General features: G+C 50.6%; 16 protein-coding genes. All 16 read right to left on the reverse strand.

Annotated elements, in window-relative coordinates:
• Window positions 1–36 precede the first annotated feature (36 nt).
• Window positions 37–1,428, reverse strand: a complete 1,392-nt coding sequence (locus AC1DS5_RS11520) for a lipopolysaccharide biosynthesis protein (RefSeq protein WP_477718391.1) — start codon at window positions 1,426–1,428, stop codon at window positions 37–39.
• A 48-nt stretch (window positions 1,429–1,476) separates the two neighbouring features.
• Window positions 1,477–1,770, reverse strand: coding sequence for a GDP-mannose 4,6-dehydratase (locus AC1DS5_RS11525; RefSeq protein WP_477718430.1), 294 nt, complete (start codon window positions 1,768–1,770; stop codon window positions 1,477–1,479).
• A complete protein-coding gene (locus AC1DS5_RS11530) occupies window positions 1,683–2,069 on the reverse strand; it encodes a GDP-mannose 4,6-dehydratase (RefSeq protein ID WP_477718431.1) in 387 nt (128 codons plus the stop codon). Before AC1DS5_RS11530 ends, AC1DS5_RS11525 begins: the two co-directional genes overlap by 88 nt.
• 83 nt (window positions 2,070–2,152) lie before the next feature.
• Window positions 2,153–3,259 (reverse strand): MraY family glycosyltransferase, encoded by a 1,107-nt coding sequence (locus AC1DS5_RS11535; protein ID WP_477718392.1) that lies wholly within the window; start codon window positions 3,257–3,259, stop codon window positions 2,153–2,155.
• Window positions 3,260–3,491: 232 nt separating this feature from the next.
• Window positions 3,492–4,301, reverse strand: coding sequence for a glycosyltransferase family 2 protein (locus tag AC1DS5_RS11540; RefSeq protein WP_477718393.1), 810 nt, complete (start codon window positions 4,299–4,301; stop codon window positions 3,492–3,494).
• Entirely contained in the window at window positions 4,252–5,229 is a 978-nt protein-coding gene (locus AC1DS5_RS11545) for a glycosyltransferase family 2 protein (protein ID WP_477718394.1), read from the reverse strand. Before AC1DS5_RS11545 ends, AC1DS5_RS11540 begins: the two co-directional genes overlap by 50 nt.
• A 69-nt stretch (window positions 5,230–5,298) precedes the next feature.
• Window positions 5,299–7,125, reverse strand: a complete 1,827-nt coding sequence (locus AC1DS5_RS11550) for a glycosyltransferase family 2 protein (protein WP_477718395.1) — start codon at window positions 7,123–7,125, stop codon at window positions 5,299–5,301.
• 291 nt (window positions 7,126–7,416) lie between these two features.
• The gene (locus tag AC1DS5_RS11555; protein ID WP_477718432.1) at window positions 7,417–8,385 is read right to left on the reverse strand and encodes a GDP-L-fucose synthase family protein; all 969 of its coding nucleotides are present in this window, start codon (window positions 8,383–8,385) and stop codon (window positions 7,417–7,419) included.
• 9 nt (window positions 8,386–8,394) lie between these two features.
• Window positions 8,395–9,522 carry a GDP-mannose 4,6-dehydratase gene (gmd, locus tag AC1DS5_RS11560; RefSeq protein WP_477718396.1) on the reverse strand — a complete coding sequence of 376 codons (1,128 nt, stop codon included), beginning with the start codon at window positions 9,520–9,522 and terminating at the stop codon, window positions 8,395–8,397.
• A complete protein-coding gene (locus tag AC1DS5_RS11565; protein ID WP_477718397.1) occupies window positions 9,509–10,936 on the reverse strand; it encodes a mannose-1-phosphate guanylyltransferase/mannose-6-phosphate isomerase in 1,428 nt (475 codons plus the stop codon). Before AC1DS5_RS11565 ends, gmd begins: the two co-directional genes overlap by 14 nt.
• The gene (locus AC1DS5_RS11570; protein ID WP_477718398.1) at window positions 10,933–11,958 is read right to left on the reverse strand and encodes a lysylphosphatidylglycerol synthase transmembrane domain-containing protein; all 1,026 of its coding nucleotides are present in this window, start codon (window positions 11,956–11,958) and stop codon (window positions 10,933–10,935) included. Before AC1DS5_RS11570 ends, AC1DS5_RS11565 begins: the two co-directional genes overlap by 4 nt.
• A gap of 8 nt (window positions 11,959–11,966) precedes the next feature.
• The gene (locus AC1DS5_RS11575) at window positions 11,967–12,653 is read right to left on the reverse strand and encodes a glycosyltransferase (protein WP_477718399.1); all 687 of its coding nucleotides are present in this window, start codon (window positions 12,651–12,653) and stop codon (window positions 11,967–11,969) included.
• Window positions 12,650–13,864: a protoporphyrinogen/coproporphyrinogen oxidase gene (locus tag AC1DS5_RS11580; protein WP_477718400.1), complete on the reverse strand. Its 1,215-nt coding sequence runs from the start codon at window positions 13,862–13,864 to the stop codon at window positions 12,650–12,652. The genes AC1DS5_RS11575 and AC1DS5_RS11580 overlap by 4 nt, the downstream gene beginning before the upstream one ends.
• 87 nt (window positions 13,865–13,951) lie before the next feature.
• Window positions 13,952–15,883: an ArnT family glycosyltransferase gene (locus tag AC1DS5_RS11585; protein WP_477718401.1), complete on the reverse strand. Its 1,932-nt coding sequence runs from the start codon at window positions 15,881–15,883 to the stop codon at window positions 13,952–13,954.
• 137 nt (window positions 15,884–16,020) lie between these two features.
• Window positions 16,021–17,661 carry a hypothetical protein gene (locus AC1DS5_RS11590; RefSeq protein WP_477718402.1) on the reverse strand — a complete coding sequence of 547 codons (1,641 nt, stop codon included), beginning with the start codon at window positions 17,659–17,661 and terminating at the stop codon, window positions 16,021–16,023.
• A gap of 634 nt (window positions 17,662–18,295) precedes the next feature.
• On the reverse strand, window positions 18,296–20,200 hold the full coding sequence (locus AC1DS5_RS11595; RefSeq protein ID WP_477718403.1) for a hypothetical protein: 1,905 nt from the start codon (window positions 20,198–20,200) through the stop codon (window positions 18,296–18,298).
• Window positions 20,201–20,289 lie beyond the last annotated feature (89 nt).

A 20,289-nucleotide genomic window follows, 5' to 3' on the forward strand; every position in this document is an offset into this window, starting at 1 on the left:
ATTTGAATATAAATGCATAATTTTCAGGAGGAAAATTTATACGACAGCGATTTTTTTCTTCACTCGATGCATCAGCCAGAGTATTGGAATGCATGTTGATGCTGCCATAGCAAAAAAAACGCCTGGGACACCCCATGTTGGAATAAGGAAGTACATCAAAAATATCACGATGAGTGCGGATAAAAACACCATACCGATCTGTGACCAGATATCGTCCAGACTACTTAGAGTCTCGCTCAGTAGAGAACTGATAGAAACAAAAAACAATGATAAAACCACACAAGACCAACCCCAAAAGCCTATGGCATTTGCACTTCCAGCGCCAATCCAACCACGCATAATTGAGTCACCAAAAAATATCAGCGCCAGTGAAAAAGGAACCAATGCAAGTATCCGCAAAATGAGACTTCGTTGAATGGCTTTTCTAACCCAACGAATATCAGTACGCTCGAAGGCATCACGAATGGCTGCATAGAACGGACTGCTGAGTGCCGCGGCAATAGAAAAAGCAAATAGATAAACGCGCAATATCATGTTGTAGTCCGCTACAACCGAAATGTTCGCCAACCTGGCAATCATGATATTGACAAGTTGATTCACCAGCAACGCACCACACTGAAATAAAAATAATGGCACGCTTGAGCTTGCCACCCGTGAGATTGCTTTTCTATTGATGCCTTGGCGTTGAAGTCTTAGCGCTGCATCTAAATTAGAAATTAATAGCCATAACCCCAAATTGAATAACACTGGTGTAAAAACTGCGATCGAGACCAGTCCCAGTAAATTGGTGCCATATTGCACAGCCAACCACATTCCAAAAAAAGAAATAACCGATGACAGTGCTTGCGATATGGATATGACGTAGCTGCGCTGATAGGCCATATAGACGCGGGTAACTAAAGACACAGGAATGCTAATGACAAATGCCAACCCCACCAAAAGGAAGGCATCGTCTGCCATTGCTACCAAATCTGGTTGAGTGAGGTTCAAAGCTTTTCCCCACGGTACCCAAAGATAAACAGCCCACAGCGGAAGCAGGCAAATCAATGCTATCAGTACTGTCGCCGCAAAGGCTGATGACAAGTATGCGCTTGCAGCTGCCGGGTCGTCGCGACCATGGGCCTCGGCTAAGGCATTAGTTAAACCATTGGAGATGCCAAAGTCAGCCAATTGCATCCAAACCACTAAAGAGCTAACTACCATCCAAAGCCCAAACTGCTCCTTACCAACATAATGAACAATCATGGGGACACTAGCCAATCCAACTAGCGCAGTAACAACCTTGGTCGCAATGGCAGTAGCGCCAGAAAACGCAATGAGTCGATAACGCGCCCTAGATCGCCGGGCAATCTCAGGTAAGCCGTGCGGTGATCTGCGCAGAATATTGACCGCGCGTTGGGTTATATCCCAAAGCTTATCGAATATCATTAATGAGCGCACCAGAACTGGCTTTTCTTAATGGTACGTACAACACAACTAGTCCACACTTACGCTCACTAAATAACCATATTTTTTTAGCGGTGCGTGTTGCCTGGCTTCAGCCAGATCGGCTGCGACCATCTCGGTACACATTTCCTGGGCCATGATTTCAGGCACCCAGCCGAGTTTTTGTTTGGCTTTGGTGGGATATCCGTACAAGGTTTTTACTTCAGTGGAGCGGAAATAACGGAGATCGATGCGGATTACCGGTTCGGGGGGCGCTGGATTCCCGTCTTCGCGGGAATGACGGTTTGTCCAATAACCAACATCGTTGACGCCTTCGCCCCCCAGCGCAGCTGCATGCCCAGGGCGTTTGCGGTCCATTCGATGAACTGGCGCACGGGGTATTGCACACCCGCAGCAATCACAAAGTCCTCGGGTTGCTCCTGCTGCTGCATCGTCCATTGCATGCGCACGTAATCCTTGGCGTGCCCCCAGTTGCGCAGCGCATCGATGTTGCCCATGTACAGGCAATCTTCGAGGCCCTGACTGATAGTGGGCAGACCGCGCCCCGCCGACTGGCGGCTGGCGGCTGGCGGCTGGCTCGTGGATAAGCTGGCATAACAAGTGGCATGGCAAGTCTTGCGCAGGCACTGGTGACCTTGATGTGTTCATGACCTGAACGCATTGTAGGTGCAGGTCGGCCTTGCAGCCCTACCTTGCAGCCTTTGTATTACCTGCGGCGCAGCCAGCGCGGCACCTTGAAGCGGATGATGGCCACGTAAGCGGCCACATAACTCACCACAAACAAGGCACAAAACCCCATCAGCACCAGCGTGTTGCTCCAGAACAGTACCGCGGGTATCACCGAGAGCACGGTAAAGCTCCACAAATACGGTGATGTGCGGTTGTTGCGCATCAGCATGCGGCGCGAGGCATCGTCATCAAACACGCCTCGCACAATGCGCCGGTATATCAGCTGGTGAAAATGCAGCGCATCGGCCACCCCCGGCGAGACGCCACGCGCCAGCTTGCGGTAGATGGAAAAAACCGTTTCCCACACCGGGTAGATCAGCAACAGCATGGGAAACCACGGCGACACCTGCTCGTGCCGCTGCACCAGCAAAATACTGGCCACGGCAATCACCAGCCCCCACAAGTAGGCGCCCCCGTCGCCGGCAAAAATCAGTCCGCGCGGGTAGTTCCAGAATAAAAACCCGGCCGTGGCCCCAGCCAGGCAAATCACCATGGCGGCCAGTTGCCTGTCAGCCAACTGCAGTGCCACGTGGGCAATCGCCACGCACACCAGCAGGGCAACGGTGCCCGCCAAGCCGTTGTAGCCGTCAATGATGTTGAAGGCGTGCGGCAAGCCGCAGATGGCAAAAAACGCCAGGGCAATGCCCGCCCCTGGCATGGCAAGCAGCCAGCCGTCTACACCCGGCAGGCCCAGCCTGCTGATAGACAGCCCCAGCAATGCACACGCAAGCGCCGCAGATATTGCGGTTAACCCAAGCCTGTAGCGCACCGAAAGGCGCTGCGTCACATCCTCCATAACGCCGCCCATCACGGCCGGAAGCACCAAAACGACCCAAGGCCATGCAAACGCCCAGTCGACCTGGATGTTTAAATGAATTCCGAAAACCACGGCAATTGCAGCCACCAGCCAGCCGGCGACCGCACCCGCCAAAACCCCCACACCACCTACCCGCGGCACATCGCCCGCATGAAAGCGTTGGGGCTTGGCCTCGCCATAGCGCTTCGCGTGACCGCGCGCCATGCGGATGAAAAACACCGCAGACAACAACGACACGAAAAAACTGCAAAACAAAAGAATCACCATAACTAACCACTCCCCTTGTTATGGATTATCTACACCTCCAAACACTGGAGAAAATACCAGTGTGGTGTTGCACGCTGGCTGCCTCGGCGGCAACCAGAAAAATGCCACGTGAATCTCAACATGCAAAAAAACTCGCGTCAGCAGATGACGCGCATGACACAGCGCTTGTCAAAACCAGTTCGACGCACGACTACGGCGACTATCGGCTGCAGCTACAACCACTCACTACCGCCTATTTGCGCCGATCAACAAATTTCCGTTTGTACTCTCTATAAGACGCGGAACTCCACAACCGTAACAGACTGCGTACATGCCACGCCAGATGCCCTGGGCTTTTGAGGGTATTGCGCCGGGTGTGGTGAATCACTTTTGCATCTGCGCGCGCCAGGCTGTAACCGGCAAGCTGCATGCGCAGACAAATATCCACATCCTCGCAGTACATAAAGTAACGCTCATCGAAACCACCAAGCTCACGAAACACCGATGACTTGAAAACCATGAATGCCCCACTGACCCAGTGAACAGGTTTATTGGGTTGCGGCCGATAGCGTTGGCCAAACAAATGGCGTTGTGCAATAGCGAAGGGGCTGACCAGCTCACGCTCAAAGTCCAGCAATGCATTTTCCCCATCAACTTGCGATGGATAGGCAAGCCCCACCTTAGCAGCAGAAAGCGCTTCAACAAGGTGAGCAAATGGATCACTTGCAAACTCAATATCTGGATTGAGTACGCAAAAAAACTCTGTATCGCACTGCTTGAACGCCTGATTATGGTTAGCGCCAAACCCGCGAACTTGCACGTTGTCAGTGCGTTGCACGTCAAAACGCAATCCTTCAGCAGGCATATTCGAAAAATCATCCAAAGTAGGCGCGTTGCTTGTAATCACCACCCGTGACACCCAAGGGCCGCCTGAAGCCGCCAGCGAGTCAATCATAGAGCGAACCAAACCACTATGGCCATGGCTAACGACCGATATGGTGACTGATTTCTGATTATTTACTTGCATGTACAGGTTTTTCGCCAGCCACATTGATAAGGCCATGCCAGCATCCGTACAGCATAGCTTTCATCGCCTCCCATTTGCTGTCTCCGATGGAAATTCCTATTACAAATTTACCTGGAATTCTGATGGCATCCTGCAATTTCCATAATAACGGAACGTGCTTCATTCTATAAAGCAATATTCTGTTCCGCATAATATAGTAAAGTCTGGTGCTGTTATGTTGGATTACAACTTTTTTACCCAGAATTCTAAGATGCCAAGGTGCTTGAATATGCGTGTCACCGAGTTGATGCGAAAGTATCGCATCAGGAACTCCAACCAAATGCCACCCCATATCCCGGGCGCGCAAGCACCACTCCAGATCAACATTGTCGATAAAGAGGCGCTCATTCATTTCACCCACCTGTTGAAGTGCCTCCAAAGGCATCAGGCATCCCGATGTAATCAAGCAATCGGTAAAAATAAACTCTTCATCTATCGATTTAGAGGCTGGCTTGTTGCGAGGAAATCCCACACGCCAAAACGGCGTAAAAGTGGCACCACGAGAATCAAGGAAGTTTGGACCTGCAGCTGCCACACGGTATTTCTGTTGGGACTGCGTTAATCCGGCCATTAATTTCTCAACCATTCCGTCTTGCGGAATACTGTCCTGGTCCATCATGAGCACATGGGTAGCACCTATCTCCCTTGCTTTCAAGATACCCACATTGAGGCCCTTGGCTAAACCCACATTTTTGCCCAAGCGTATTGGTGTAACAAAGTCAGTGTTTTCTTCCGCTTGGTCCCGCCTTTCAACCGGCGTGTTATCAACGAGCACCACATGAGAAACTTGCTTGCGCAACTGAATTATTTGTGAGGCAAGACCTTTCTCTTCAGGAAAGTAGGTCACCACCACAGCGATTACCACGGCATTACTTGGTTCAGCTAGCATTGTGTTCCGTGCAACGACACAGCCTAATTGGATCATTCGAATTGATCCAGATGCCTTCAATAGCAATAACGAACATCGCGCCCCCTTTTTGCCAGAAAGCCCATGCTAAATCCTGGAAAGGGGTAGACGATGAGTCACCCTCCTGCGGATATGCGGATTGAATTTCATGGGTAACTGGATGTCCCATTTGGTGCTGTGGATGGCCAGGTTCGGGTTGTAATAGGGATCTCCCTGATCAAGGAACTTGTGCCATCTCTTGGTAAACAAGGCCGAATCTTCTGGATGAGGGTCTTCATGACTCTTGCCCCGGGTATAGGACTCATGATGAATCAAAGCCGCATGGGGGCAGAACACGACGCGGTAGCCCGCCTCCCGTGTTCTCAGGCACAGGTCCACGTCACCAAAACCCACCGCTAAGGCCTCGTCGAAACCGCCAATGCGCTGAAATGCGTCCTTCCGCATGAGCGCACACGCTGCGGTAACCGCAGAAACTTCGTGATTCGCAATCAAAGTCCCGTGATAGCCTGGATGAATGCTGCCATCAGGCAGTCGCTCATCCATAAACTTCGCGTAGTGTTCCGCGATTCCGAACATGCCGACGCAAACGCCCGCATGCTGGAATGTCTTTCCGCCCGGGTAGAACAATTTCGCACCCACCATACCCACGTCCGGTTTCTGGCAAAGCTCAATCATTCGCTCCAGCCAGCCCGCTTCGGTCGCCTCGATATCGTTGTTGCAGAACAGATAATGGGTGTACGCCGCCTCCAGCTGCTTCACTGCCCAATTGTTAATGGCGGAAAAGTTGAAAGGCCCCTCGTACCTCAAGACTCGATGCCGGCCATTCAACTGCTGGAAATAGGCCAGCGTTTCCGCATCGGTGGATGCGTGGTCAATGATCAAAATATCGTACGGAACTCCAGTCACGGTGCGTTCAATGCTTTCGACGCATTGTCGAACCAGTTCCCCATGGTTCTTGGTCGGAATGATGATGGCCACACGTTGACCAGGTTCGATCGGGTAACGCACTTCATAGAAATTGAAAAGCAGACCATCTTTGACATCCCCGCGCTCTCCGCAACGCTCCAGATGACTCGCCAGCACTTGGCGAGAGGTCTCCGTTACCTCGCCTTGCATCTCGTGGCTGGTTGAGTCAGTACGCTGCCGCCACAGGTAAAGGATCTCCGGGATATGCACGATAACCGGCGCTTTTTCACTTGCCCGAAGAATCAGATCGTAGTTCTGGGAAATAGCCAAGGAAGTATTCAGACCGCCTAATTCCCTCAGCAAATCCGTTTTGAACGCCACCAGGTGAACGATATAAGGGCAAGAGCGCAGCATCTCCAGAGAAAAGGCAGGCCGATATACGTGGTTAAGGACTTCCTCGCCATTTTCCGACAGAGTTGCCTCATCAGAGTAGATCATGTCGGGATCGTCGGCCACAATACTTTCCGCCAATCGAAACAAGGCCTGCTTCTCCAGCAAGTCGCCATGCCCCAGCAGCGCGACGAACCGGCCGCTTGCAAGAGCCAGAGCACGATTGGTCGCGCGCGCGATACCGCCATTTATCTCACTGATTTCCACCCGGATGCGGCTATCCTTGGCAGAGAATTCCTCCAGGATGCTGCGCACTTGGGATTGAGGTGAAGCATCGTCGACCACGCACAGTTCCCAGTTTGGATAAAACTGAGCCAGAACCGACTCAATCGTCCTCCTCAGTACTCCCTCAGGTGTGTTGTAGACCGGCAGCAGAATAGAGATCAGCGGCCCACCACCCTCCATTCTTCCGATACGGTGCCGGATGTCCGCTTCTACATCCGGCGTGAATAGCTTCCGGTATCGGCGCCAAACCTCATTGAAACTCACTTCACTCGGAAGCTGAAGCAACAACTGTTTGACAGCCAAAAGCCCACCCCGATCCCACGCAGAAGACATGCGGGTCAACGTAGATGGAATTTTGCGAGGGTCACGCCATAAGGGCGCGAGGCATCCGATCAGCGTACGAAACTGCTTAAGGTAGCGGCCTATCCGGCGCATAGACGCTGGTAACGGCCAATTGCTGGGACTCAAGATTTTCTCCATCCCGGTTTCACGCTCGGCTCGGGCGCGACCTCGCACCGATAAACGCCCGCCGGGCAGGAGTCCAACCGCAGACAGCAGGTTTGAAACAAAAAATACTTGTAGTCTTCTCACTGAAAATTAATCCACCACTCAAAGATAATTTTTTCATTGGTGGATATCTACAGAAGACAAATAGTTTTTGTATGCAAGTTCAATCCCTATGGGCAAATCAATTTCTGGCTTCCAGCCCAAATTGCGGATCTTCGACACATCCATGATCTTACGCATCGTGCCATCGGGTTTGCTGGTGTCCTGCACAAAACCGCCTCGGTAACCCACTACTTCGGCGATCGTTTCCGCCAACTCCCGGATGGTCAGGTCTTCGCCGGAACCGACATTGATAAGCGGACACCGCGACGGATCAACCAGTGTGTCGTAGCGCGCGTTATCCAGGGTTGCGAGGAACACCAGTGCGCTGGCCAGATCGTCCACATACAAGAATTCGCGCTTGGGTGTGCCGCTTCCCCACAACACGACCTCTTCGGCATTGGCCACTTTGGCTTCATGCATCTTGCGGATCAAAGCAGGAAGGACGTGGGAGTTGTTTAAATCGTAGTTGTCGCCCGGGCCATACAGGTTGGTAGGCATGGCCGCCAGCCATTTGGTGGCGTATTGGCGGTTGTATGACCAGCACATTTCGATACCGGCGATCTTTGCCAAGGCATAAGGACGGTTGGTTGCTTCCAGCGAACCAGTCAGAAGGTATTCTTCTTTGATAGGCTGCTGGCAATCACGTGGATAGATGCAAGAGCTGCCCAGAAAAATCAGGCGAGCAACGTTTGTCACATATGCGGACTGGCAGATGTTGGCTTCTATGAGCAGGTTGCTCATCAGGAAGTTCACTGGATACGTGTTGTTGGCATGAATGCCGCCAACTTTGGCTGCAGCCAGGAACACCATCTCGGGACGTTCTTGCTCAAAGAATCGCTGCGTGGCCGCGGGATCTTCCAGGTCAAGTTCAGCATGAGTTCGCGTCACGAGGTTGGTGTAGCCCCGGCGTTGCAACTCGCGCACGATGGCACTGCCGGCCAATCCACGATGGCCTGCAATGTAGATTTTTCTGTCCTTGTCCATCATCGAATCCTATTCGTGGTAGTCATACGCCGCGTAACCGTGCTTCTTCACCAGCTCGTCGCGCTCTGCACTCTTGAAGTCTTCACGCACCATCTCGGACACGAGTTCCTGGAAGGTGATCTTGGGTGTCCAGCCGAGTTTTTGGTGAGCTTTGGACGGGTCACCCAGCAGGGTTTCGACTTCGGTGGGGCGGAAGTAGCGCGGGTCGACCTGCACGATGCACTTGCCGGTGGTAGCGTCATAGCCCTTTTCTTCCTGGCCTTTGCCCTCCCAGCGCACTTCGATGCCGAGTTCTTTCGCGGCGGTGATGACGAATTCACGCACACTGTATTGCACGCCAGTGGCAATGACGAAGTCTTCGGGTTGATCTTGCTGCAGCATCAGCCACTGCATTTCCACGTAGTCTTTCGCGTGACCCCAATCACGCAATGAGTCCATGTTGCCGAGGTACAGACAGTCTTGCAGGCCGAGTTTGATGCGCGCAAGAGCACGGGTGATCTTGCGGGTGACGAAGGTTTCGCCACGAATGGGGCTTTCGTGGTTGAACAGAATCCCATTGCACGCGTAGATGCCATAGGCTTCGCGGTAGTTCACAGTGATCCAGTACGCGTACAACTTCGCAACAGCATATGGGCTGCGCGGATAGAAAGGAGTGGATTCCTTTTGTGGAATCTCTTGTACCAAGCCATACAACTCTGATGTGGAGGCTTGGTAGAAGCGGGTCTTCTTTTCCAAACCGAGGATGCGGATGGCTTCGAGGATACGCAAGGTACCGATACCGTCGGCATTCGCAGTGTATTCAGGGGCCTCGAACGAAACGGCAACATGACTCATGGCGGCGAGGTTGTAGATCTCGTCCGGTTGGACCTGCTGGATGATCCGGATAAGGTTGGTGGAGTCGGTCAGATCGCCGTAGTGCAGTTTGAATTTGGCGTTATCGACATGAGGATCCTGGTAAAGGTGGTCGATACGGTCAGTATTGAACAAGGACGAGCGGCGTTTGACGCCATGCACGATGTAGCCCTTTTTCAGCAATAGCTCGGCCAGGTAGGCGCCGTCTTGGCCTGTGATACCGGTGACCAGTGCAACTTTTTCGTTACTCAATTTCTTCTCCTGATTAAATCTATTGGCGTCCATACACATCTTCGAACCGGACGATGTCGTCTTCACCCAGATATGCACCGCTCTGCACTTCGATCATCACCAACATGAGCAGGCCTGGATTTTCCAGGCGATGTTTGTGGCCGGCCGGGATGTAGGTAGACTCGTTGGTGTTCACGAATAGTTCTTTCTCGCCGTTCACCACGCGCGCCATGCCACTCACGACGATCCAGTGTTCGCTGCGGTGGTGGTGCATTTGCAGGCTGAGACTGGCACCGGGTTTGACTTCGATGCGTTTTATTTTGAAGTGTGGGCCTTCTTCCAGCACCGTGTAGGTACCCCAGGGGCGATGCACGGTGCGATGCAGGCGGTGCGCTTCGTGGTCTTGCGCTTTGAGTCGGGTGTAGAGGTGTTTGACATCTTGGGCACGGCTACGGTCGGCGATTAACACGGCATCCGGGGTGTCGATGATCACCAGATCTTTGACACCCACTGCGCCGACGATGCGCTGGTTGCTCTGGATATAGCAATTATTGACATCATGCAGGACAACTTCACCTTCAATGCGGTTACCTTGGGCATCCGGTGCGGTAAGGTCGCCCAACGCAGTCCATGAGCCGATATCGCTCCAGCCGATGCTGCAGGGCACGATGGCGACGTTCCGGGATTTTTCCATGACGGCGTAGTCAATGGAGTCGTCCGGCACGAGCTTGAATGCTGCGGCATCAAGGTTGAGTTGACTGAAGCCTTTGCCTTCTGCGCTACGCGATTGCGCGATACAGACCCGGGTAGCGGCGAGAATGGCCGGGCAATGTAGTTGCATCTCGCGCAGCATGCTCCCCGCCTGGAAACAAAACATGCCGGAGTTCCACAAATAGCGACCGGATGCGATGTATTCCTGAGCTTTTTCCAGATCAGGTTTTTCGACAAAGCGCTTGACGTCGTTGCCATCCGCTTCGATGTAGCCGTAGCCAGTTTCGGGCATGTCGGGCTGGATGCCGAAGGTAACCAGCTTACCTAGCGCAGCCAATTCCATGGCCTTCACCACAGCTTGGGAGAATGCTGTTTGGTCGGCGATGAGATGGTCAGCCGCCAGCACCAGCAGGCAGGTATTTTCGCCATGGGTGGCGGCAACATGCAGTGCTGCAGCGGCGATGGCCGCCGCAGTGTTGCGGCCAAATGGTTCAAGAATGAAGCGGTTGACCAGGTCCTTGTTGCCGGAAGAGGCAGCCACTTCGCGGTATTCGTCTTCGGTTTTGAAGAACAGTTCGCGGTTAGTCACGGTGAGCGTCTCGGCAACATCCGGCAGCACTGTGCCGCGCAGCCAGGCTTTTTGCAGCAGACTTTGTCCATCGGCCAGGCGAATGAACGGCTTGGGGTGCAACTCGCGGGAAACCGGCCAGAGCCGGGAGCCCGCTCCGCCACAAAGGATGGTTGGGATCAATTTCATGATTTATATACCTTTTGTATTGGCGAGGAATCTACAGGCTCCATTTCGCGTGGACTATGCATCGCTGCCAGGTAAAACGGCAGACCCAATAGCCTGGATAGTGCACCGATGATTTGAAATAACAAGCCAATCAGGGCGCCATTTTGAATCAATAGTAAATGAGATAGCAAAAAATCAAATGCAGCAGTCCCCAAACCAAAGCCACCCGCCACCCCAAATACGCCACCAAATATTGCCAACGGGAAAACGATCAATCCTTTTAGGGGCTCAACAGCATTGCCCACTGCAATCGCTATAAATAACAATGATGTGCACCAGAAAAGATGATTCACGATGGACAGACCTAACGCCGAAATTAATATTTTCGGATTTTCGCGTAGCGCATTAAATGAACCAATCAAGTTCTTCAAGCGCAGGCCCCAAGGGTGAGCCATAAGCCAACGATTAATGTACGAATTGTTATAAATTCTCCGCGCGCCGGCAATGCGAAATGCAATTAATGGCCCGACACTCGCTGCAAACGACATACCGACAACCAGATAACGGGCAGGCAAATCCGCCAATAAACTCCAGCCAATCAGACCAGCTATTGTGGCCAGTAAAAACAAACCCAACAGGCCGATAATCCGATCAAAACCAACGGCCATTACGGCCCGAGTCCTTAAACCTTTACCTACATGCGTAACCACATAACCCGCCTTGATCAAATCTCCCCCATTAGAACTGGGCATGGCAAGATCGAAGAACGAGCCGACCATCGTCCAGCGAAGTGCTTGCCGAAATGGAACGTCAATACCCTGGCTGGACAAAATCAATTTAAAACGATACGAAACAATCCAGAAGGGCGGTAGCGCAAGCACGAATGCCACCAACAACCACGGCCATGTCTCCGATAATGACGCAAGAACAGCAATATCGATACGATTAAAGTACGCGAGCAGCCCGATAATCCCAACAGCAACCGCCAACTTGAACCAAACAGAAGTTGCTGCCCGGCGTAACCAACTATATTGTTTAAGCACGTATTTCCTCAACCTTGACGACGCAATTCAAACCACAGGTAAGAAAGCAGGCGTTTACCAGTTGGCCAAATCTTGAAATGTGTTTCCCCATAGCCGCGTGCCATCTCGGTAGTTGGGAACTCAACACGCGGAATACGCAACTTGTAGGCTCGCACGACCATTTCAATGTCAATTGACAAGCCCACGTCAAGCACCTTCATTTGAGCAAAGGCCGAGCGCTTCCAGCCCTTGAACCCATGCAGCACATCGCGCACCCAGGCCCCTTCGCGACGCCAGACGAGCGCAGCAGCGGCCGCCAATCCGATCACCGCCCATTTGCGAGGGCGAAAAAAATGTACGTCCTCTTCATTGACCGATCCAGGCAATTGTCGACTTGCAATAATCAGCTCGTTACCTTTCTCGAAAAGGGGTCTGAACTTGCGCAAGTCTTCCGTTGGCAAGGTGCCCTTGGCAAAATAGACGACCACGGCATCACCCGTTGCGATGTCATTGGCATGCACGTAGGCGGCATTCAGACCTTTTTTGGGTTGACGATGAACGGGTATTCCCTGGCTTTCAAGATACTCAACCGTTCCGTCGCTACTGCCACCGTCCACAGCGAAAACCTCATCGAATTCATCGAGTGGAAGCTTTGGCACATCGGCTTGACAGCCCTTTAGTTCATTCCATACGATCAGACACAACGAAATCTTCAAGCTATCACCCTGTTATTTAATTTATTTGCCATTTGCAGCGCTTCAGCAACCGCAACATCCGAATTCATATGCTCCCACCGGCCCCAGCGTCCGAGCCCGACGATGCCGTTGCTATGGCCCCAGGCAAGAATCTTGTCGACGGCTTCGGGCTTGCCCAGCGTGTTAATCGGGTAAGCAAACTCATTGTGGAAGCGGGTGCCATCGGTAGGCGATGATCGTGTGGCATTTGTCTCTGTCCAGTAGCCACGACCCTCCTCGGTGAAATTTGAGCGCAACAACAAACGGTGATGGGCGATCGACTCGTCCGGTTCGTATATCCAGTGCGCAGGACTGTCCAGAGTTTCCGGATGATAGTCAACATTGATAGGCGCATTTTTCAAGCTTGAAATGGCTGTGAGAATATCTTGCGGCAGATCGCAATATCCAGCCCACAGGGTCCAGGGTATGGTGGAGATGATTGTTTCTGCCTGCCAGCGGTTATTGACGGTGCGCGTTGCCAGGTCAATGCTCTCGACCGGGCAGTTCGTCACCAGCGAATCACCAAGCGCCTCGCCCATGCGCCGCCACACCTCGCCATAACCGAATTTCTTCGGGTACAAGAATGTGCCGTGAGCCGGTAGCGCGCCCATTGGCTTGCCTTCAAGGCAGCTCAACAATGTTTCACGGAACGAAACATTAGGCAGCTTATACAGCCAATAGGTACCCAGTTCGTCAGGATCCATGGACCAAATCTTGCGATTGTACGGGAGCATGTACTCCTGCGCGATGCGATCGCCCAGCTTCCATTTGATCCACGCGGCAAACGATTCAGGCATTTCTTCGCCACGCACGCAACCTGCCTGGGCGATCGATTCGAGGTAATCTGCCTGCACTTCGGTCGGAAGCTGCCAGAGGTTGGCTTCCAGCGGATGATCTACTTCCATCCCGCGAATTCGAATCTTCGACACACGATCGTACAGATCCCACTCCTCCCGCGGCATGAAACGAAACACGAAGTCCAGCACCTCCTTGCGTTTTACATCCAGGAAGTGCCCCCCACCGATGTCCAAGGGCGCGCCATCAACCGTCTCCGAACGACACAAGCCTCCGCCAATAGCCTGCTTCTCGACAACAAGGATTTCGTCCAGCGAGCAGCCGGCGTCCACCAGGGAATGCGCCAGCGTCAGGCCGCTCGGACCCGCGCCGAGTATTAGATATTTGATTTTTTTCATAGAGTATTGCAGTGGAAATTCGTGATTAAGACAAGCGTCGTCTTTTGCAGTGGTGAATAGGCCTGGATAATTAGTCGCGCTTGCACGTCAATTTGAAGGTTTTTTAATACTCATGACGGAGGATTTTGCGGAAGAATATTTATTCCATATGAATCCATTGCTCCAATGAATGGATTTTAGATCTGAAGTAATTTTTCCTGAAACTTTCCACTCATCAACATAAACAGTACCATCCCGTATCGTTGCAGATCCTTTGAGCCCCGCCTCTGTTGTTATCGTTAGACCCCCTCCATCATTGGCTGCGATGTTTGCCAATCCACTCCCGACCACCCAACTACCAACCAGATCAGAAACGGAATGGATGGACACATAGCTTGGGCCGCGTTTGAAAAATAGTGTAAACCGGCTTCCGTCCGGCTGCTCAATATTCAAGTCCGTAGACACATATTTCGGATCAGCGTTAAGACGAGATACTATTGAGGAATCCAACCTCGAGGAAAACGCGGGCCAGTTTTCACCGCTTTTAAAAACTATTCCGGCAGGATTTGTTTTCTCTATGAATTTTAACGCCTCTTCGAGTGACATTTCCGAATCTGAATAGTATGGCAGAACGATATATTTTAAATGAAAACCACTCATCAAGCCTTCATAATCCAAAAGCCTGAGATGGTAATAACGATTCCCCCCTAAAAAAACAACTGTTTTACTTGCTTGATGTGCATCGAGCTTCTGGGCAATTCCTCGAACTAACTTATCCACCTGCCAATCCCTCTGGTCCGGCGGTGAGTCCGCAGCAAAGCCCATATCCATTTTTAAAGCCGATACAAATTGCCCTGTCGACTTCGCACTTAGCAAATTATTACCATATAAATACCCCGGCAATGCAATCATATATATTAACGCCATCGAAATGGCCCCCAACCTGGTCATTGAATTTCGTGCCGCAGCTACGCCCGCGAATACGAAAATCGGCACCAAACCAGGATATATATAACGAGGATCTTTAATTTCACCAAATGTAGCGAGCAGAAACGGAATGAGAAACCATACGATCATGACAATAAACAGGTTTTTATCTTCGGCCTCCCCTAGCCCATCTGCGGATTTTAGATTTGACCGACTCCACCAAAAATACGGCATTGCAACGGCACAAAGAGCCGCAACAAGGATTACAGGGTTTGCAAAGATGCCCCGCAAATAATTCAATATCGTTCGAGGATCAAAAGCTCCCCCAAACCCATATAACTTTGATAAATTGTGGGACGACAAAAAAGCCGTAAATTCAAGAATGTGTTTTAAATTGTATAAGTAATATGGCCCGGCAATGACAATTGATAGCAGTGCCGCCGGGAGGAACAAGTTAAATGCCGTCCGAACAGACGAGTTTCGAGCATTTCTAAAGATCAAAATACCGAAGGCTGGCAAAAGAAAAACGGCAAAAGTCACCTTCGTCAAAAGGCCTAGGCCAATAAATATGCCAGCAAGCACCGACCACTTAACTTCTTTTGTTTTATGTAGCAGTAATAGTGAATATATTGCAGCACAAACAAAGGAAACCAAAAAGAGTTCGACAAGATAGTTATGCGAGAGCATAACGGTTAACGGATAAAATCCAAATAATAAAAATGCAAAAAATCCCGCCTTGTCGCCGGCGCTTGAATCTGTGACTTTTCGAGTAATTCCCGGCAATGACCAAGCGAGAATAAACCATGCAAAGTTGAGTGAAATTACCGCAACATCCAAACTCGGACCAAATAAATAAAACGCCGGTTGCACAATGACTGTCATCAACGGCACCCTCCCGCGATCGGTATTGAATACCGAAATCAGGAAATCAAAAAAACCATTCTGCATAAAACTCTTATGCAAAATAGTAGCTTGATAAAGATAGAGCCCCTGGTCCCAAGCTGGCGGGCTATTGTCTATGTACGACCAATAAACTGATAAACCAAAAAAAATGATGGCCGAAATAATTGTCGCCAGCTTCCATGCTGACATGGAGTTCAAAAAGCGATCCATCAAAGACTCATAAAGAGTTCGTGACAATTGAATGCTGTTAAATAGATATTTCAATTCTGGATTCCAAACAAAACTCGGAAATTATTTTTTTAATAAAATGCTGATGCCATCAGTACGAGAAAAATTTTCGTTGCAATTTAGTTAACATCTATCAACAGACGATGTCCTTCCCAGTCACTGTGCCCATTCAGAACTTTTCGAAATATCTGCGGCTTAGAAAGCGAAGCAACTTTGTATATCCCGATTGCTACTGAGGAGACACGATCCCATGTTTCTCGTTGTACTGGCCAAACATATATCCGATTAGTAGTAGTTAACCCATTTCTTCCAGGTAGTTCAGTCGCATTTTCATATGCATAATCCCCTTGGCTTATCATTTTTCCATTCTTATCCAAGAGGTGGACAAACACTTGATCCTGCGATTTTGTCCCACTCCAGATAAAAACCAGCCGTGGATCTACCCCATTTTTTGTAAGGCGAATCAATTCTGAACCGTTATCGAATCTGATGGGTGTTATTAAAAGCTCGGTTCGGGTTTCGGTAACGTAACCACTCGATTGAAATCTTTCGACATAAAGATCATTTCTTGGAAAACTCACAGGTTCTTGACCTATAGATTTTGATCCAATCAGCATGAGTTGTGATTTATTCACTAATGTAGGCTGACTCCCAATACCCCAGAATAGTACATTTTCACTATCCCAGTCGATATAAGGACGCGACTCAAGCCTTAACCCCAGGTGCTTTAAGTATTCACTTACTGTCCAATTTTGCTGAAATGGACTATCGCCCCAACGAACAAACGGGTTTGTAATGCCGAATGCTGGATATTTATTAAAGAAATCATCTTGATAAAATCCATTTTGCACAATCGATATAACACGCACTCCATTTTTAGCAGCATCATTTAATGTGGATATGATTTTTTTATCCTGCTCTGCATTTAGAGGAGCAACATTAATTTCATATGCAAGCCAACTTACGCAAACAAGACAAGGGATGATCCATGATGTCGCTCGCATCAGGCCTTGTCCTCCCAGGCTTGACAAATTCCTCCACATCAAGAAAACAACGACTAAGGTCGCTGGAAGTACAACATAGCCATACCGTACTTGTAGTGCAAACGGATGGCCATATAGCTTCGCGCCGGCGAAAGACATGCCAAAATATAAACTCCAGAGGGACAACAACATAATTATCAAGGCAAGAAGTCCCTTAACGCCTATTCCATCACTTGACAAGATCTCCCGTGTTCGACGAAACGTATTCGTAATCCAAAAACCACGTCGATATTCACTAGAATCAACCAATGCCTCGAATGGGATCAGTGGAGCCAGAATAAGTGCTAATAAAAATATACTCACGTAAACAAACTGTTGCGACACTTCACTCCAGGCAAAAGAATAACTCTTTAGCAAAGGGTAGTAGGGCTCGTAACTTACAGCAGTTAATTGAAAGCCTTGCAAGAAAGCCGATTTTACCGATTCAAAAAAATAAGATAAGTTTTTTGTCAGCGCATCGAAATCAGTAAATCTAACGTCAAATCTCGACGTACCGCCAGAATAATTATTAAAGATACTTAAAAGTAGGTAATGAGAAACTAACGTGGCCAACACAATTAGCAAATGTAATCCAGCGTATTTGGCGTCGCGTTTTTGATATATCCTAATAAAAAGATAGGTAATCACAGGTGGCAGAATTGCCTCACCAGAAAGGCAGATAATAAAAACCAAAACCGATGAAGGCCACACTTCCTTTAAATTGATTGAGAAACTCAACCTTTTCTCAATCAAGCAAACATAAGCCAGAAAAAGGAAGAATGGAAATAATATATAAGAAAAATGATGAAAAGTATTGCTAAGCGAAAATGGTGAAAAAGTCCAGATTAGAGCGCATCCGAAAGCCTCGACATTCAAACCAATCGTTGGAGTACTTAACCGGGAAATAAGTCTATATATAAGTAACGCGGACCCAAGATGGGTTATTGCCATTATCATATAAAACGGAAGCGGATTATTACCGAGCAAGTAAAAAATAATGAATTGGAAGCAGCGTGAAAATGAATATGTCCTATATTCGTTTGGTAAATCCAATCCGAGAAAAATCTGTTTAAGCCCAGTTAAAAACTCCGCCCCATCGAATTTTATAACGAAACTTATGTCGTCGAAATTCCATACTGGATGCCTGATACTAAAGTATATGTAAACCACCGCAAAAAGAGCGATGAAAGATGCATTTAAACGTTGTCTAAGCATGTCTGGAAATGGTGATTAATTTTCTAAATTAAAAATCAATTAATTATTGAATTTTAATAATTCATGCTGAATGCATTTTTTACTTCATTAATGCTTGAGAATTTGAATGACTTAACTCGAAATTTTTTCAGTTTCTCGACATCGCGTTCTTCGAGCTTTATTTCTGTTCCATTTTCCCGTAAGGCCCAATTGAAAGAGCAAGGCCAAGCGCCCCCATGCAAGCAAAGAATGGAATGATCGGCAGAACGTAGCGTGCCTGGGTGCCGCTCCAGGAGCTCGCGTCGAGAATGCCAAACAGAGCAACACGGGCCGCAATTGCGGCAATCATCAGCAACAGCATCGCCACGATCACCGAGCGCTGGCGCCGGATCAATGCCGCCGCGACAGCGCCTAGCGCTGCGAGGCAAAACAAATAACCAAACCAGACATACGCATTGCTCAGCCTCGTCAGCCAGCGGTCTGCCCTGTGAGGACGGGCATTCGACTCCATGCCGTCGATGCCAAATCGTGCGGAAGCACTTGCGCCGATAGTCGCCGTCATTCCCGTGGCGAGTGCGGACAAAGGCACACTGCCGCCTTGACCGCCAGGCATTTGCAGCAGCAATTCGGTCGGGGGTGCGATATCTTGCGAGGAAACCGCAAAGCCGTAGGCGCCGGGCACGTCTGGACGGGGCTGTTGGCCGACGCGTTGCCAGGATGACGTCACGCTCTGTGCGCCAAGACCAATTAGGCTGCCTGCAGGGGCGACAATCCAGCCGTTCACGGTGACGCGTGGCGACAGGCGTCGCCGTCCGGTGACCGTTGCGTAGTGGTCGAGCTGGCCCGGTGAAGCATTTTCTGTTGGTGACTCCAGGCCTCCAGCCACCGGTCGCACCACCACCTTCGATACGTTGTAGATCGATGTCGGCAGTTGCGGCATCCATTTGCCCAGGTCGGGGTCGACAAACGACGAGAGCATCCGACGCTTCTTCAAGCGGCCTGCCCTGAACGCCTGCTCCAACTCATCGGCAGCCGCAGCGTATTTGCTTTCGGCCAGTCTCGCATTCGCGTGCCATCCCGACTGGGCTGCCACGCCGCGCAATGCCCAGTAAAACCAGCCATTGCCGATTTCTCCCGGCGCGGCAACATAAGGACTGGCCAGGGCAACCCATTGCTGCCCGGGATTGCCCTCCATGGCCGGCTTCAATTCGAGGAAGGTCGGGCTCTCTCTATAAGCCAAAGAAATCATCTCTTTGGTCACGGTAATTTGCCATGGCGTCGGACCGGCGTCGATGCTGCTCAAAGCAGCAATTGCGCGTTCGTATCCCGGTGCAGCCAGCTCATGACGGGCCCAGATACGCCATTTCAAATAATTGCCGGCAGATAGGAAAACGCCCAGCAAAACCGTCGCCAGCAGCGGTGCCAGCAGCAGAGGCACGACCAAAGTGGATCGGTTGACACCGCGCCACCAGTGCTGACGATCGTAAATGGACCAGCAGGCCAGCAGCAGTAGCGGCACGGCCAGTACGATGCCCTCCTTGCGCGTGTGATAAGCAATGGCAAAGCCGGCGGCATAGACGATCAGGGCGACGCGGCTGCGGTACGCGGCACGGTTGTCGCGAGAATTCCAGAGCTCGATGGCGGCAGCAAGCACTGCCGCGGAGACGACAGTTAGGAAGGTCTCGGCCAGTGCCCGGTCGAAAATGCTGATGACATAAGGGTGAAATGCCAGAAAGGCGAACAGCAGTGCTGCTATCCAGGCCACTCGGGTCAGGCGATACACGGCAAAGGCCAGGTAACTGGTGGCGAGGAGCCAGCACACGTCAATTGCAAGTCTTGCGGGTATGCCGAACAGATCAAGGCAGGCCAGCCAGATCGAATAGACGGGCAAATGTATCAGGGTCATCTCGTTGTACGGACCGCCCCATATCCTGTTGAAAGCGCTATGGATATACCAGTATTCGTCGTGAGGGGAGTTCAGCGCCAGAATGTCCCGGTCGCCTGTCAGATAAAGCCGCGCAACGATAAGCACGGCGAAGAATATCCACCAACCCCGGCGGATCAATATGTTTTTGTTCGTCATGTGGCTTCAATTCAAGGCAGATGGTTTGGATTTTTTAGCAAAGAGACGCTCGCCTTGATGGCGTCACGCTGTTGGGGAATCATGGCTGT

The organism is Polaromonas sp. P4_H1, assembly GCF_056400945.1.

Coding starts and splice junctions, on each gene's coding strand:
- AC1DS5_RS11535 (WP_477718392.1), bottom strand. CDS start 3,259: ATGGTGATTCTTTTGTTTTGCAGTTTTTTCGTGTCGTTGTTGTCTGCG.
- AC1DS5_RS11540 (WP_477718393.1), bottom strand. CDS start 4,301: ATGGCCTTATCAATGTGGCTGGCGAAAAACCTGTACATGCAAGTAAAT.
- AC1DS5_RS11520 (WP_477718391.1), bottom strand. CDS start 1,428: ATGATATTCGATAAGCTTTGGGATATAACCCAACGCGCGGTCAATATT.
- AC1DS5_RS11585 (WP_477718401.1), bottom strand. CDS start 15,883: ATGGATCGCTTTTTGAACTCCATGTCAGCATGGAAGCTGGCGACAATT.
- AC1DS5_RS11595 (WP_477718403.1), bottom strand. CDS start 20,200: ATGACGAACAAAAACATATTGATCCGCCGGGGTTGGTGGATATTCTTC.
- gmd (WP_477718396.1), bottom strand. CDS start 9,522: ATGGACGCCAATAGATTTAATCAGGAGAAGAAATTGAGTAACGAAAAA.
- AC1DS5_RS11550 (WP_477718395.1), bottom strand. CDS start 7,125: ATGTCTTCTGCGTGGGATCGGGGTGGGCTTTTGGCTGTCAAACAGTTG.
- AC1DS5_RS11580 (WP_477718400.1), bottom strand. CDS start 13,864: ATGAAAAAAATCAAATATCTAATACTCGGCGCGGGTCCGAGCGGCCTG.
- AC1DS5_RS11555 (WP_477718432.1), bottom strand. CDS start 8,385: ATGGACAAGGACAGAAAAATCTACATTGCAGGCCATCGTGGATTGGCC.
- AC1DS5_RS11545 (WP_477718394.1), bottom strand. CDS start 5,229: ATGATCCAATTAGGCTGTGTCGTTGCACGGAACACAATGCTAGCTGAA.
- AC1DS5_RS11565 (WP_477718397.1), bottom strand. CDS start 10,936: ATGAAATTGATCCCAACCATCCTTTGTGGCGGAGCGGGCTCCCGGCTC.